The sequence below is a fragment of the Agrobacterium bohemicum genome (genome assembly GCF_001562555.1).
Taxonomy (GTDB): domain Bacteria; phylum Pseudomonadota; class Alphaproteobacteria; order Rhizobiales; family Rhizobiaceae; genus Agrobacterium; species Agrobacterium bohemicum.
The window spans coordinates 42,225-56,882 of record NZ_KQ961027.1; the positions used below are offsets into that span (position 1 = coordinate 42,225).

13 protein-coding genes are annotated in these 14,658 nt (G+C 56.9%); 9 read left to right on the forward strand and 4 right to left on the reverse strand.

Annotated elements, in window-relative coordinates; genetic code table 11:
* Nucleotides 1-4: 4 nt before the first annotated feature.
* The 7 genes from ATO67_RS09465 to ATO67_RS09495 all read left to right on the forward strand — a co-directional run bounded on the left by ATO67_RS09465 (nt 5) and on the right by ATO67_RS09495 (nt 8,425).
* On the forward strand, nt 5-2,227 hold the full coding sequence (locus ATO67_RS09465; protein ID WP_067647503.1) for an ABC transporter permease: 2,223 nt from the start codon (nt 5-7) through the stop codon (nt 2,225-2,227).
* Nucleotides 2,224-3,282 (forward strand): ABC transporter ATP-binding protein, encoded by a 1,059-nt coding sequence (locus tag ATO67_RS09470; protein ID WP_067647506.1) that lies wholly within the window; start codon nt 2,224-2,226, stop codon nt 3,280-3,282. The genes ATO67_RS09465 and ATO67_RS09470 overlap by 4 nt, the downstream gene beginning before the upstream one ends.
* Before the next feature lie 23 nt (nt 3,283-3,305).
* Nucleotides 3,306-4,121, forward strand: a complete 816-nt coding sequence (locus ATO67_RS09475) for an inositol monophosphatase family protein (protein WP_067647510.1) — start codon at nt 3,306-3,308, stop codon at nt 4,119-4,121.
* 92 nt (nt 4,122-4,213) lie between these two features.
* Nucleotides 4,214-5,515, forward strand: a complete 1,302-nt coding sequence (gene ugpB, locus ATO67_RS09480) for a sn-glycerol-3-phosphate ABC transporter substrate-binding protein UgpB (RefSeq protein ID WP_067647513.1) — start codon at nt 4,214-4,216, stop codon at nt 5,513-5,515.
* A 70-nt stretch (nt 5,516-5,585) separates the two neighbouring features.
* Entirely contained in the window at nt 5,586-6,467 is an 882-nt protein-coding gene (ugpA, locus tag ATO67_RS09485) for a sn-glycerol-3-phosphate ABC transporter permease UgpA (protein ID WP_067647516.1), read from the forward strand.
* 9 nt (nt 6,468-6,476) lie between these two features.
* Nucleotides 6,477-7,325 carry a sn-glycerol-3-phosphate ABC transporter permease UgpE gene (gene ugpE / locus ATO67_RS09490; protein WP_067647519.1) on the forward strand — a complete coding sequence of 283 codons (849 nt, stop codon included), beginning with the start codon at nt 6,477-6,479 and terminating at the stop codon, nt 7,323-7,325.
* Nucleotides 7,325-8,425: a sn-glycerol-3-phosphate import ATP-binding protein UgpC gene (locus tag ATO67_RS09495; RefSeq protein ID WP_067647522.1), complete on the forward strand. Its 1,101-nt coding sequence runs from the start codon at nt 7,325-7,327 to the stop codon at nt 8,423-8,425. Before ugpE ends, ATO67_RS09495 begins: the two co-directional genes overlap by 1 nt.
* Nucleotides 8,426-8,620: 195 nt before the next feature.
* On the opposite strand, the gene ATO67_RS22340 is transcribed toward ATO67_RS09495, so the two are convergent.
* The 4 genes from ATO67_RS22340 to ATO67_RS09515 form a co-directional block, all read right to left on the reverse strand.
* Nucleotides 8,621-8,779 (reverse strand): DUF2256 domain-containing protein, encoded by a 159-nt coding sequence (locus ATO67_RS22340; RefSeq protein ID WP_210176117.1) that lies wholly within the window; start codon nt 8,777-8,779, stop codon nt 8,621-8,623.
* Nucleotides 8,780-9,270: 491 nt separating this feature from the next.
* Entirely contained in the window at nt 9,271-9,921 is a 651-nt protein-coding gene (locus ATO67_RS09505) for a GntR family transcriptional regulator (RefSeq protein WP_067647529.1), read from the reverse strand.
* Between the two features lie 25 nt (nt 9,922-9,946).
* Entirely contained in the window at nt 9,947-11,329 is a 1,383-nt protein-coding gene (locus ATO67_RS09510) for a glutamine synthetase family protein (protein WP_067647534.1), read from the reverse strand.
* 1 nt (nt 11,330) lies between these two features.
* Nucleotides 11,331-12,722: a transaminase gene (locus tag ATO67_RS09515; RefSeq protein WP_245303948.1), complete on the reverse strand. Its 1,392-nt coding sequence runs from the start codon at nt 12,720-12,722 to the stop codon at nt 11,331-11,333.
* 296 nt (nt 12,723-13,018) lie between these two features.
* Between ATO67_RS09515 and ATO67_RS09520 the strand changes: the two genes are divergently transcribed.
* The gene (locus tag ATO67_RS09520) at nt 13,019-13,693 is read left to right on the forward strand and encodes a GntR family transcriptional regulator (RefSeq protein WP_067647537.1); all 675 of its coding nucleotides are present in this window, start codon (nt 13,019-13,021) and stop codon (nt 13,691-13,693) included.
* Nucleotides 13,694-13,783: 90 nt separating this feature from the next.
* A complete protein-coding gene (locus tag ATO67_RS09525) occupies nt 13,784-14,635 on the forward strand; it encodes a transporter substrate-binding domain-containing protein (RefSeq protein ID WP_067648257.1) in 852 nt (283 codons plus the stop codon).
* Nucleotides 14,636-14,658: the final 23 nt, after the last annotated feature.

A 14,658-nucleotide genomic window follows, 5' to 3' on the forward strand; every position in this document is an offset into this window, starting at 1 on the left:
CGTCATGGACAATCGCAACCGAAGGCTAGACCTGACGCTGATTGCTGGCATTGCGGCTTTCCTCCTTTTTCCGTGGTATCGGATCGAAGGCGGCTTTCTGTCGTTCAACTGGCTCTCGGGTTTCTTCAATGATGCAGCCGATGGCCCCGGTCTTTTGCAGATTTTCGCATATGGACGGTTGTGGCTGGCGGTCGCCCTTCTGGCACTACTTGCAGCGGTTTCTGCACGCTTCATCACCAATTCGATGCTGCGCGGGACGATATTGGCTTGGGCTGGCGGCGTTGGCGTGGTCTTTCTGGCACTACAGGGGCTTGCGATTGGTTTTTCCGGTTGGAACTGGTCACTCACCGAAAACCTGTTCGGCACGCTTGCCAATGGTCAGCCGGCGATGGGCGCAGGCGCTATGCTTTCGGCCTTCCTTTTCGTTCTGATTTTTGCCTTCGGGCTTGCGGAACGTGGCGTGATGAAGGGCGACGCGTTCGTCGTCGCCACCATATCGTTGCTGGTCTTTCTGGTGGCAATCTTCGTCTTCTATCCCATCGGCAGCATGTTCGTCGGCGGCTTTCAGGATTTCGATGGCTCGTTCAACGCGTCGGGCTTCGCCCGTAATATCCAGGACCCGTCCATCTGGAGCTTGAGTTGCGTGATCGGCGGAGACCGCTGCGGACTGGCGTGGCGCACCCTGTGGCTGGCGATCATGACTGCTAGCGGCTCAACACTGCTTGGTCTGGCGTTTGCACTCGTCGCAACCCGCACCCGTTTTCCCTTCAAAAAGGGTCTGCGGTTGCTGACCGTTTTGCCGATCATCACGCCACCCTTCGTTATTGGTCTGGCGCTGACTTTGCTGTTCGGTCGCGCGGGAATGGTGACGACGGGGCTTTCAGACCTGTTCGGCATTGAACCCAGCCGTTGGCTTTACGGCCTGACGGGTATCTGGATCGCTCAGGTGCTGTCGTTTACGCCAATCTCGTTTTTGGTGCTGATCGGTGTCGTCGAAGGCGTCAGCCCTTCGATGGAAGAGGCGTCCCAGACCCTACGCGCGGATCGCTGGCGTACCTTCTGGCGTGTTTCGCTGCCGCTGATGAAACCGGGTCTGGCCAATGCGTTCTTGATCGGTTTCATCGAAAGCATGGCGGATTTCGGCAATCCTCTGGTGTTGGGCGGAAGCCACGGCGTGCTGTCTACGGAAATATTCTTCGCGGTTGTCGGCTCGCAGACCGATCCGTCACGCGCTGCCGTGCTTGCTCTCATCCTTCTCTGCTTCACGCTATCGGCGTTTCTGGCACAGCGTTTTTGGCTGGCGGGCAAGAACTTTGCCACTGTTACCGGCAAGGGTGATTCCGGATCACACATCGCGCTGCCGAAGTCGCTTTCCATTTTTGTCCATGCGCTGGTCATTCCTTGGATGATTTTTACCGTCGTCGTTTACGGCATGATTGCTTTCGGCGGCTTCGTCAAAACCTGGGGCCTTGATAACTCGCTGACCTTGGACCATTACGCCCGCGCCTTCTCATTCAGCCTGCGGGACGGTGGGATCGCCTGGACAGGTGTCGCCTGGAATTCGTTCTGGACGACCATGGAAATCGCCCTGATTTCAGCACCGCTGACGGCAGCGGTCGGTCTGGCAACCGCCTATGTCATCGTGCGGCAGAAATTCGCCGGGCGAGGGCTGTTCGAATTTGCACTGATGATGAGTTTTGCCATTCCCGGCACAGTGATCGGCATCAGTTACATCATGGCCTTCAACCTGCCGCCTCTGGAAATGACCGGCACGGCGCTGATCCTCGTCGCCTGCTTCGTGTTCCGCAATATGCCGGTTGGCGTGCGCGGGGGCATCGCTGCGATGAGTCAGCTCGACAAGAGCTTGGACGAAGCCTCGATGACGCTTCGTGCCAACAGTTTCCGCACCATCCGCAAGGTTATTTTGCCATTGCTGCGTCCTGCCATTACAGCCGCACTGGTCTATTCTTTCGTGCGTGCGATCACCTCGATCAGCGCAGTAATCTTTCTGGTCAGCGCGCAATACAACATGGCGACGTCCTATATCGTCGGACTGGTCGAGAATGGCGAGTACGGCGTGGCCATCGCTTATTCATCCATGCTGATCGTCGTGATGATCACTGTCATTACCGGGTTCCAGCTGCTGGTCGGCGAACGCCGGTTGCGCCGAGAAAATCGCATTCACCGCGTCGCGGCTACAGCCACCACTCAGGAGAAAACCGCATGAACCACGCCCCCGGGTCGGTCGTCCTCCAGAATATCCGCAAGCAGTTCGGTGCCTTCACAGCCATCCATGACCTGTCGTTGACGATAGAGCCTGGAACGCTTGTGACGTTGCTCGGTCCATCCGGCTGCGGCAAGACCACGACGCTGCGTATGCTGGCTGGTCTTGAACATCCGACCTCCGGTCGCATTCTGATCGGCGGCAAGGATGTGACCATGCTGCCGGCCAACGAGCGCGATGTCTCTATGGTGTTCCAGTCTTATGCGCTGTTTCCGCATATGAGCTCGCTGGACAATGTCGCTTACGGACTGGAATCGTCCGGCCTCAACCGCAAGGAAGCCCGGCAGAAGGCAGAAAACGGACTCGAACTGGTCGGACTTGCGGGTATGGGCCAGCGGCTTCCGGCCGAACTTTCCGGTGGTCAGCAGCAACGCGTCGCTGTCGCCCGGGCACTCGTTCTGGAGCCGCAAGTCTTGCTGCTGGATGAGCCACTGTCCAATCTCGATACGCGTCTTCGCCGCAGGGTGCGCACCGAAATTCGCGAATTGCAGCAGCGTTTGCAGTTTACCGCGGTCTATGTGACGCACGATCAGGACGAGGCGCTGGCCGTCTCCGATCGCATCATCGTCATGAAGGATGGCCATGTGGCGCAGGAAGGATCGCCACGCGATCTCTACGAAAGCCCAGCATCTGCCTTCATCGCAGACTTCATGGGTGAGGCGAATGTTGTACCCTGCACGGTTATCGGCATAGAGGGCGATCAGGCCGTCATTCAGGTACAGGATCTTGTACATCGCGTGCCGAGCCGTGGTGTCAAGGTCGGGCCGGGCCAACTGGCGGTACGACCGAATTCCGTCACCCTGTCTCCATCGACCAAGGCGGATTTTTGCGGTCGCATCAGCAGTGCCGCGTATCTGGGCGATCATATCGAATACGAAGTCGAGACGGATGGCGGTCCGTTGTTCGTTGTCGATCCCTCGGTGGAACGACCGATTGCCCCATCAACAAATGTCGCTATTGGCTTCAAAGAGCGCGGCATCGCCATCATTTCACTATAGGCACTATTTTGAGAGATCAGTTCATGCAGTCCACACAACAGCATATCGAAGCCCGATTGAAGCTGGCACAGGAGATCGCGCTGGAAGCCGGTGCCGTGGCGCTCGACTATTTCAATAACCGCGATGCGCTGGTGATCGAGACCAAGCGTGATCCGCAGGACGTGGTGTCGATAGCTGACCGCGAAGTCGAAAACCTCATCCGCGACTGTGTCGCGCGGTCGTTTCCAGAAGACGGATTTCTGGGTGAGGAATATGGCCTGATCGCCGGTACCTCAGATTTCATCTGGGTGGTCGATCCTATTGACGGCACCAGCCCGTTCGTCAATGGTATGCCCAACTGGTGCGTTTCGATCGCAGTGCTGAGCGAAGGTGAGCCGGTGGTCGGCGTCATCAACGCGCCTTGTCACAGTGAGATTTACAGCAGTGCGCGTGGCATGGGCGCGACGCTGAATGGCAAGGTGCTGACGCTTGATGATACACGCACCATCCGCAATTCGGTCACTGGCATCGGCGCTAACAATTATGTGACGCCAGCCTTTGTTGCCAGCATGGTAGAAGACCTGCTCGCCTCCGGCGGCAACTTTATCCGCAATGGTTCCGGCGCACTCATGCTGGCCTATGTCGCGGCTGGCAGGCTGGTTGGCTACTACGAGCCTTACATGCACGCATGGGATTGCATGGCGGGTTTTTGCCTTGTCCGCGAGGCAGGCGGCTGGTTTCATCCGTTCCTGACCGAAGGGGAGCGGCTGACCAAGGGTGCGCCGGTGATTGCCGCAGCGCCGGGTGCCATCGAAGACCTCAGCCGCATCGCTGGACTGACCGGCAAGGCTGCGGCTTGAAAACAAAACGACACGACGGGATCGAGGAGAATTCCGTTTTACCAAGCAGGCCGGGTGAGGAGCCCGGAAATATCCAGGGAGGAGCTACACACATGAAACGCCTTTACGCATCCATTTTCGCGACTGCAGCCGCCGCGCTGATGTCATCCACCGCCTATGCCGCCACGGAAATTCAGTGGTGGCACGCTATGACTGGCGCCAACAACGAGGTGGTCGATAATCTCGCAAAGGAATTCAACGAGGGTCAGAAAGATTATAAGATCGTACCGGTCTTCAAAGGCACCTATCCTGAAACATTGAACGCTGGCATTGCCGCTTTCCGCGCTAAACAGCCACCCGCCATCATCCAGGTATTTGATGCGGGCAGCGGTGTCATGATGGGAGCGGAAGGTGCCATCAAACCGGCAGCGGATGTACTGAAGGCCGGTGGTTACGAGTTCGACAAGTCGAAATATCTGGCTGGTATCGTCGCCTATTATTCCAAACCCGATGGCACGATGTTGTCCTTCCCCTACAACTCGTCGTCACCGATCCTCTACTACAACAAGGACACGTTCCAGAGAGCCGGGCTCGATCCGGCAAATCCGCCAAAGACATGGCCGGAAGTGTTTGAAGCCGCTCGCAAGATCAAGAGCAGTGGTGCCTCGGCATGTGGCTTTACCTCGACATGGCTGACATGGATCCAGACGGAGAACTTTGCCGCTTGGAACAACGTGTCCTATGGCAGCAATGAGAACGGTCTCGGCGGCACAGATGTCAAGCTGGCATTCAATGCCCCGTTTTTTGTGGAGCATTTCCAGGCAATCGCCGATCTCGCCAAGGAAGGCGTTTTCCGTTACGGCGGTCGCACATCTGAAGCCAAGCAGCTGTTCATGTCAGGTGAATGCGGCATCCTGACAGAATCCTCGGGCGGGCTTGGCGACATCGTCAAAACCGGCATGAATTACGGCATCGGCCAGCTTCCCTATTACGAAGGTCATGGTCCGCAAAATACCATTCCCGGCGGCGCGAGCCTTTGGGTATTCGGAGGCAAGAGCGATGCGGAATACAAGGGCGTCGCGGAGTTCTTCAACTTCCTCTCGCAGACCAATATTCAGGCCCGGCTGCATCAGGTCTCAGGCTATATGCCGGTAACGATTGCGGCTTACGAGGAAACCAAGAAGTCCGGCTTTTATGACAAGAATCCGGGTCGTGAAACGCCGCTGCTTCAGATGATGGGCAAGCCGCCGACGGAAAATTCCAAAGGCGTACGCCTCGTCAACTTGCCGCAGGTTCGCGACATCATGAACGAGGAATTCGAGTCGATGCTGGCTGGCAAGCAGGATGCTAAGGCTGCACTCGACAAGGCGGTTGAACGCGGCAACGCCGCCATCCAGCAAGCAATCGGTAAATAAACGCCCCGCTCTCCATTCGCCCGCATCGTGAAGGTGCGGGCGGAAACTTCCGTCCGTTCAGGAGATCGCCGTGCAAAGCGTCATCTTTCCCAACAAGGTCCTGCCGTATCTGCTGGTCGCCCCGCAGATCGTGCTCACCGTGGTATTCTTCTTCTGGCCAGCCAGTCAGGCTCTGTACCAGTCAACGATGCGCGAGGACCCGTTCGGGCTTTCCAGTAATTTCGTCGGCATGGCAAACTTTTCCGCTGTGCTGTCCGATCCGAACTATCTGCATGCCTTGCAGGTGACGGTGGTGTTCAGTCTGTTGACCGCACTGGTATCTATGGGGCTGGCGCTGCTGCTGGCGACAGCCGTAGACCGCGTGGTGCGCGGCAAGGGCTTCTATCGCACACTTATGATCATGCCCTATGCCGTGGCTCCGGCCGTTGCCGGTATGCTTTGGCTGTTCATGTTCAATCCGGCCATGGGCACATTCGCCTATCTGCTGCGCCGCAACGGCATCGATTGGGATCCGCTGCTGGATGGAAACCAGGCCATGCTGCTGGTGGTGGCCGCTGCCGCCTGGAAGCAGATCAGTTACAATTTCCTCTTTTTCGTCGCAGGCCTTCAGGCTATCCCGAAATCGCTGCTCGAGGCAGCGTCAATTGATGGTGCGCGCGGCAGTCGCCGTTTCTGGACGATCGTCTTTCCGCTGCTGGCCCCAACGACCTTCTTCTTGCTGGTCGTCAACACGGTCTACGCCTTCTTCGACACCTTCGGCATCATTCATTCTGTCACCGGAGGCGGGCCTGCCAAGGCAACGGAAACACTGGTTTACAAGGTTTACAATGACGGTTTCGTCAACCTGAACCTCGGCTCGTCGGCGGCGCAATCCGTCATTCTGATGATCATCGTCATTGCGCTCACCGCGTTCCAGTTTCGGTTCGTGGAAAAGCGCGTGCATTACGGCTGAGGTGAGACCATGATCGAAAACCGTCCTGTCGCCAGTCTGGTCGCACATCTGATGCTGATCCTCGGCATCATCATTGTCGCCTTCCCGATTTATTACACCTTCATCGCATCATCTATGACCTCCAACGACATCATCCGTCCGCCCATGTCGCTGCTGCCGGGCGGGCATCTGGCGGAAAACTACGGTGAGGCCATGTCCACCGGCGTCGAACGCGTCGTCGGAGTCAGCTTGGAGCGGCTGCTGTTCAACAGCTTCGTCGTCGCACTGGCCATCGCCATCGGCAAGATCATCATTTCATTCTTGTCGGCCTTCGCCATCGTCTTCTTCCGCTTTCCATTCCGCATGGGCTTCTTCTGGATGATCTTCATCACGCTGATGCTACCGGTGGAGGTACGAATCCTGCCGACATACAAGGTCATCGTTGATCTTGGCCTGATCGACACCTATGCCGGGCTGACCCTGCCGCTGATGGCATCTGCAACGGCAACTTTTTTGTTTCGGCAATTCTTTCTGACGATACCCGGCGAAATGGTCGAGGCGGCGCGCATCGACAATGCAGGGCCGTTTCGTTTCATGCGCGATATTCTTCTGCCTCTGTCGAAGACCAATATCGCCGCGCTTTTCGTGATTTTGTTCATCTATGGCTGGACGCAGTATCTCTGGCCGCTTCTCGTCACCAACGACGCCAAGATGAACACGATCATTATCGGTCTGAGACGCATGGTGGATTTCACCGATGCATCGACCCCCTGGAACTATGTGATGGTTACCGCGATCCTGGCCGTCATCCCCCCCATTATTGTTGTTGTGCTGATGCAGCGTTGGTTCGTCAAAGGCTTGGTGGAGACTGAAAAGTAATGGCAAAAATTGTCCTGAAGGATGTCCGCAAGGTTTATGGCGGTTCTGTCGAGGCCATCAAAGGCGTATCGATGGATATAGCCGATGGCGAGTTGATTGTCCTGGTCGGGCCATCGGGCTGCGGAAAATCGACGCTGCTGCGCATGATTGCCGGGCTTGAGAGCATTTCCGGCGGCGAGATATCCATCGGTGACCGGGTCGTCAACGATGTCGAACCCGCCGACCGTGACATCGCCATGGTGTTCCAGAATTATGCGCTCTACCCGCATATGAGCGTGCGACAGAACCTGTCCTATGGCCTGAAAAACCGCAACACTCCCAAAGACGAGATAGACCGGCGCATATCGGAAGCTGCCAAGGCGCTGGAGATCGAGCAGTTCCTTGACCGCAAACCGCGCCAACTCTCCGGCGGTCAGCGTCAGCGTGTAGCGATGGGGCGAGCCATCGTCCGCAAGCCCGCTGCGTTTCTGTTCGACGAGCCGTTGTCCAATCTGGACGCCAAGCTGCGGGTGCAGATGCGTGTCGAAATTCGGCGGCTGCAGCGAGCGCTTGCCACCACCAGTGTCTATGTTACCCACGACCAGATGGAGGCCATGACCTTGGCTGACCGTCTGGTGGTTCTGAACGCCGGGCGGATCGAACAGATCGGCAGTCCGATAGACCTTTATGAACGCCCTGCAACAACCTTCGTCGCCACCTTTATCGGCTCGCCGTCCATGAACCTGCTGCCGCATGTTACCGGACAGTCGGCAGGTGCCGGATGGTCGCTGGTCGATAGCACATCGCTTCCCGGCAACGTCCGCACGCTCGGTATCCGCCCGGAAGACATTACGGTTGCCGACGCAAGCCTTGCCTCAGGCGGATTTCGCGGTGAGGTGCGGGTAGATGCGGTGGAACTGGTTGGGGCTGAAAGCTACGTTCACGGGGCGTTTTCAGACGGTTCGGTCATCGTATTCCGCGTTCCCGGCCGCTCGCGCATCCAGATTGGCGAAACATTGGCAATCGCAGCCGATGTAAAAGATTTCCATCTGTTCGATGAAAGCGGCCAGAGGCTGGAGCAGTCCGACCTGACCTTGCGTCTTCAACAGCCAGTCTCTTAGCGACTGTGTCGAGCGGCATCATATTCGACGTTTCTGTTGTGCAGTTGCGACCAATTTGAATGGCAACATTTTCTCGGATATGGCCCGCTCTGTGTCACGCCGATAGCCAACACCAGCGGGGAACGTCGGTTTCCCTTGATGTTGAAGCCGATCAAGCCAAATGTATGGCCCGCCGGTTGTAGTGTAACAGCGGAACTAACCTTTTTGTTGCGAGGCTTTTTGGCGGCGGCAACGCTCCGAACAGTATTTAACGTCATCCCAAGTCTTCGCCCATTTCCGCCGCCAGAGAAATGGGAGGCTGCACGTAACGCATGATTTTGTCGGCAAGTTCCCCTTTTTGATGATCTTCGGCATTTGTCATTCCTTCTCCACGTCATCAAGCGTCATCAGCTATAAACGCAAAGGCCAGCTACCAGTTTCGCCAGATAGCAACCCGTCGCACCCATGTCCAAAGTGAAACCTTCCCAGGACCCGGATAATCATATCAAAAATTATCGCGCAATCTTTGCCGAAGGCAAGTGCGTGGCATGGCCAAAGAGCAACAGCGCCAATGAGCGGAATGGCTTCAATGTCACGACTAACGAAGAGTGGATCAGACTGAGCCTTTGCTCCTGACAGCGAAGCGGCTCGGGGAGGTAAATGACCGCCCCGAGCCGTTTTACGTGGCTTGTAGAATGAATAGTATCGGGGGCAGGTCGCCTTCTGTGTTGAGCACTTTCGTCAATGGCTGAACGCCACGATCGCCTTTGGCCTCATGAAACTGCTTGAGCTTTTTATTGCCGAACCAGCCATCAGTTTGCCAACTGCCTTTCAGGCAAGATTGGACCTTCTGGCCGAGAGCGATCCTACAGGGTGTCTTTTCCAAGCGTCTGTTTCAATAGGTGAATGGCATCGAGAATATCGGCCTTGATTGCCACGCACAGCGCTTCGGCATCCCCCCGGCGAATGGCTTCCAGTGTCATCTGATGCTTATCGACGATGGTTGTCGTTTCATTCATCTCATAGACGCTGCGCATGAACGGACCAAACTGCATCCAAATGCTTTCCAGCAGAGCGACGAGGACTTCCGACCCTCCAGCTCGGTATAGTTCGAAGTGAAACTGATAATTTTCGCGCATGTAGGTGTCTGCATCCTTGGCTCCGTAGCTCTGGTTCATGCGTGAATCACATGCCTCCATCACGCTTATGGTCTCAAGCGTCACATAGGGCAGCGCCCGGCTCGCGCAGAGAGGCTCCAGTTGCAACCTGGCTTGCATAAGCTCCTCGAAACGTCTGTGTGTCAGTTCGGGAATACACACCCGGCCGTTGCGGCGCACTTCCAGGGCGCGCTCGCCACCGAGGCGAGTAATCGCTTCTCGAACAGGCATCAGGCCGACGCCCATGCTTTTGCTCAGACCCCGCAGACTGACGCTCGTACCCGGAGAAAACCGACCCGAAATCAGTTGTTCGCGAAGAGCCTGGTACACCTGTTGCTGTTGGGTCGATAGTTCTCGCATGATTTTATAAAGCTCCCGTGCGCCGTCATATGACGTCGCCGTAATAGGCAAACTCTTCGTCCGTCACCTCAGCAGAAAAGAAGCGGAGTTCCGCACGCTTCAGCGCAATGAAAACTGCGGCCATACGTGCGCCAAGGGCGTCCTTTAGAAAATCCGATCCCTCGGCCTTGTCAATCGCCGCACTCCAGTCGCATGGCAGGGTCGTTCTGGTATCGTCGCTGTAGGTGGATGATTCTGCGTCAGGCTCGATCCTGTTTTCGATCCCCTTATATATTCCGGCAAGAACGGTAGCCGCCACCAGATAGGGGTTCGCATCGACACCGGGTGAGCGATGTTCAAGATGGCGGTTGGCTTGGTTTCCTGCCGGAACCCTGAGGGCGACGCTGCGGTTGTTGCGCCCCCAGGTCGGAGAGGTTGGGGCATAGCTGTTGCGGGAAAAACGACGCCAGGAATTCAAATTGGGTGCGAATATCAGCATCGAATCCGCCATGGTGTGCTGCAGGCCGCCAATGGCGTGGCGCAGCATGGGCGCAAGATCGTTGTCCACATCGGCGAACAGGTTGCGGCCCGACGGGTCCGCAAGACTGGCATGAAGATGCATGCCAGAGCCAGCGTGCTTCGCAAATGGCTTGGCCATGAAATTGGCCCGCATGCCGTGCCGGAGCGCGAGACCTCGAACGAGACGCTTCAGCATCACAAGGTCGTCTGCCGCGCGCAGCCCGTTTGCCTGATGACGCAGTGTCAGCTCATATTGGCCGGGAGCATATTCGGAGATGATCGTCTCCACAGGCAGGTTTTGGGCGGCAGCGGCGCGGTAAAGCGCATCGATAAACGGCTCGAATTGATCCAGCACGGCGACGCTATAGACATGGCTCTGTTTCGACTCACGTCCTGAAAGAGGCAAGCGTGCAGCCTTGGGTTTTCCCAGAACATCGTTTTCGGCATTGAGGAGATAGAATTCCAGCTCGAACGCCAGCACAGGGAATAAGTCTTTTGCCGCAAATCGCTCGATCTGGCGTACCAGAGCCTGCCGTGGATCTGCGCTCATGGCTGATCCATCGAGTTCATACAGCATGACGCGAACTTCGCCGCGTTCGGGTGACGTCCAGGGCAATGTCACGAGTGATCCGGCTATCGGCCACGCAATTCTGTCGGCATCGCCGTCGTCCCATGTCAAACCTGTCTCATCCACATCAACGCCTGTCACATCCAGCCCCAGAATGGAGCCGGGCAGATGTCGGCCGGACCGGAACAGTGGCAAGAGTTCATGGCGGCGGATAATCTTGCCGCGCGCTACCCCGTTCGGATCGATCAGTACGAGGTCGAAGCCTTTTATGTCCGGGTGTTGCTTAAGAAACGCCTGGGCTTCCTCGATAGGTGCCGCGTTGAGTGGACGTGTTCCGGTCATGTCATGCAGCCTTCGTCATTCGATCTAGAATTTTCTCAAAGCTGGCGACAAGGCCAGCGACATTCTCTTCGCTGGTGGTCGGTGCCACCAGAACCATATTGTGGAATGGTGTTACCAGATATCCCAGATTGAGAAATGCCGTATGCAATGCCTTCTGGATTGTCGGGTTGGCCGCCTCGTGGGCTTCACTTGCGTTCAGCAGTGGATGAGGCGAGAACACGATTTCGAGCCGTGCGCCAACGCGGCCAACATGCCACGGCAATTCATGGCGTTTGATAGCCGCAGAAAAGCCCGTCTCGACAGCATCGGCGAGACGGTTCATTGTGTTGTGCGCCTCGGGTGTCATCACCTCTTCGAGGCAGGCCTTCAGGCAGGCAAGCTGCAAAGCGCTGCCCGAAAGCGTCGTGCCTATGCCAGAGTGGCCTGTACCAGTATTTGCCGCGCGCACGGCGTCGAACCCGCTCGCGACATCGTCTGTCATGCCCCATACAGCAACCGGAATGCCACCGCCGACCGGCTTCCCGACGACGAAAATATCCGGCTCCAGACCGTGCACTTTCGTGTACCCGCCATATCCGGTCGAAATCGTATGCGTTTCATCGATGTGCAGCAGCGTGCCGTGGGACCGCGTCAGCTCCCGCAGCGTCTTATGAAACCCGGGAAGCGGAAGAATCATGCCGCAATTGGTCATGACTGGCTCCGCCACGACGCAAGCGATGTCACCTTCCTTCAACGCCGCTTCAAGAGCCGGGACATCATTGAATGGAATACACACCGTCGTTTCGGCCAGATTTACCGCTTGGCCAAGCAGGCCGTTGCGAGCGACCGTCTGCCCGTCCACAAGGTCCACCAGCGCTTCATCAGCCGCGCCATGGTAGCAACCATCGAACACCAGGATCTTTTTACGCCCCGTCACGGCACGTGCGACCCGGAAGGCAAAGCGGTTGGCGTCACTGGCGGTGGCCGTCACCTGCCACATGGACATGCCGAATGTTGCGCGCAACAGTTGGCCAACGGCAGTGAGATCCTTGGAGGGCAACATGGTCGTCAGGCCCAAGGTGCTGGCCCCGGCAAGCGCATTCAGGATCGGCTGCGGTCCGTGCCCGAACATCGCGCCGCTGTCACCAAGGCAAAAATCGATCGCGTGATTTCCGTCGACATCCCAGACCTCACTTCCGGTGGCTTTGGATATCACGACCGGGAACGGCATTGGCCAGTCGCGCATCCAGTATTGCGGCACCTGATTGAAGAACCCGGAAGATGGCGCGTCGAAAATTTCCTGGCTGCGCGGTCGCTGGCCCGTGAAGAGCGCAGTTTCCTCGGCTAGAATCTGCTTCGCGGCAGTGACTATGGAGTCAGAGTTCAGTGATCTGGCGGGGGAAATGTTCTGCACTGGTCAAGGCCTCTCAAGCGGAAGAATGTGATCACAGTTATGGATGAGCACATTTTCTGTCAATGTGAATCTATGTTTATCTCTGGTAATTATGGGAGAAAATTGGGTTCTTATTCGTCCTTGAGGAAGTAAAGATGTTTATGTGATCACGTTTAGAATGAATGGCTATTTAGGGGCATTGGATGGTGAGGTAGATTGCCCCATCAAGTCTGAGCTAAAACTTTCGACAATAAACTCCTTGACGGGCCTCCAACACGGTGTTTGGATAAGTGGATACAAAAATCCAGAGGGCGACGATGGCGATTTCATATGCATCCACCGCACACGTCGCCTCAACGGCTGAGGAAGAGGCCTATACGTACCTCCAGCAGGCGCTGCGTTTCAGCCGCTATAAGCCGGGTGACCGCCTTATTCCCGAAGAGATCGCTGCGGAAATAGGAATGAGCCGCATGCCGGTTCGTGAAGCCTTTAGGCGGCTGGCGGCCGATGGTCTCGTCACGCTCCGCCCCAATCGCGGCTGCGTGGTGGCAGGCCTTACGCTTGATGAGCTCAACGAGACGTTTGAGATCCGCTCTGTCCTTGAGGGTCTTGCAGTGCGCATCGTTATGCCGCGTCTGACGCTGGAGAGCTTCGAAGAACTGGATAGATTGCTCTTGCGCATGGAACGCGCTGGCGAGACCGGCAGCAGTGACTGGGTGCTGCGCCACCAGGAATTTCACGCTTTTCTCTACGAGATCAGCGGGCGACCGAAACTCATCCGCCAGATCGCGGCGCTTCACGTGGCCATCGAGCCTTACATGCGCATCTGGTTCGATTATGTCGACAAGCCGCTTTCTGCCCGCGAGGAACATCAGAACCTCATCGACGCTTTCAGGTCAGGCGATGTCGCCGAGGCCGAAAGGGTTATGCAGGAACACGTGCTTTGCACGGCATCGCTGCTTGCCGATTTCGCAAGTCCTAGCCGGCGCTGATCGCCGACTGGAAAATTGTCCGAAGCCGGGGAAACATCTGGCAAGGACGGGGAACAGCCGTTCAGGCGGCACAACAACAAGGGAAAAGCCATGACATCTCGTCGTATGGCCGCGATTGCGGCTGCCTTCATGACAATCATATCCGCGCCGCTTGCAAGTGCGGCGGATGCGCCAAAAGCCATTACTATTGCGACCGAAGGTGCCTATGCGCCGTGGAACTTCACCACCGCCGACGGCAAGCTCGACGGGCTTGAAATCGAAATCGCTAACGATCTGTGTGCTCGCATGAAGATCAAGTGCACCATCATCGCGCAAAACTGGGACGGTCTCATCCCCTCGCTGACCGTTGGAAAGTTCGACGTGATCATGGCCAGCATGTTCATCACGCCCAAGCGCCTAGAAACGATTGCTTTCAGCAAACCCTACGCTGTCGATCCTTCGGGTTTCGCGGTCGCAAAGGAAAGTGACCTCGGCAAGCTTGGAATTTCCAATGAGAAGTTCAAGCTTGAGGACGAAGCCGTTTCCAAGGCTGCTATCGAGAAGTTGAAGCCTCTACTCAAGGGCAAGGTCGTCGGCGTCCAGTCCGGCACGACAAACCTCGAATTCGTGAAGAAGTATTTCGGCGATACGGTCGAGATCCGCGAGTACAAGACGACGGAGCAGCATGACCTCGATCTGGCCGCTGGCCGCGTGGACGCGCTCTTCTCTCAGCAGACGGTGCTCGCCGCTACGCTCGCCAAGCCTGAATTTGCCGACTATACCGTTGCAGGCCCAGGCTTTGTCGGCGGCATATTTGGACTTGGAAGCGGCGCAGGGATGCGCAAGGAAGACAAAGCGTTGAAGGAGATGTTCGACACAGCCATTGATGCCGCAATTGCTGACGGCACGATCAAGCGCTTGTCCGAAAAGTGGGTGCATACCGACGTCACGCCGGTGAAGTAACACGCGCAGACCGGGCGGGATCA

Coding starts and splice junctions, on each gene's coding strand:
- ATO67_RS09470 (WP_067647506.1), top strand. CDS start 2,224: ATGAACCACGCCCCCGGGTCGGTCGTCCTCCAGAATATCCGCAAGCAG.
- ATO67_RS09495 (WP_067647522.1), top strand. CDS start 7,325: ATGGCAAAAATTGTCCTGAAGGATGTCCGCAAGGTTTATGGCGGTTCT.
- ugpE (WP_067647519.1), top strand. CDS start 6,477: ATGATCGAAAACCGTCCTGTCGCCAGTCTGGTCGCACATCTGATGCTG.
- ATO67_RS09475 (WP_067647510.1), top strand. CDS start 3,306: ATGCAGTCCACACAACAGCATATCGAAGCCCGATTGAAGCTGGCACAG.
- ATO67_RS22340 (WP_210176117.1), bottom strand. CDS start 8,779: ATGCCGAAGATCATCAAAAAGGGGAACTTGCCGACAAAATCATGCGTT.
- ATO67_RS09465 (WP_067647503.1), top strand. CDS start 5: ATGGACAATCGCAACCGAAGGCTAGACCTGACGCTGATTGCTGGCATT.
- ATO67_RS09520 (WP_067647537.1), top strand. CDS start 13,019: ATGGCGATTTCATATGCATCCACCGCACACGTCGCCTCAACGGCTGAG.
- ATO67_RS09525 (WP_067648257.1), top strand. CDS start 13,784: ATGACATCTCGTCGTATGGCCGCGATTGCGGCTGCCTTCATGACAATC.
- ugpB (WP_067647513.1), top strand. CDS start 4,214: ATGAAACGCCTTTACGCATCCATTTTCGCGACTGCAGCCGCCGCGCTG.
- ATO67_RS09505 (WP_067647529.1), bottom strand. CDS start 9,921: ATGCGAGAACTATCGACCCAACAGCAACAGGTGTACCAGGCTCTTCGC.
- ATO67_RS09510 (WP_067647534.1), bottom strand. CDS start 11,329: ATGACCGGAACACGTCCACTCAACGCGGCACCTATCGAGGAAGCCCAG.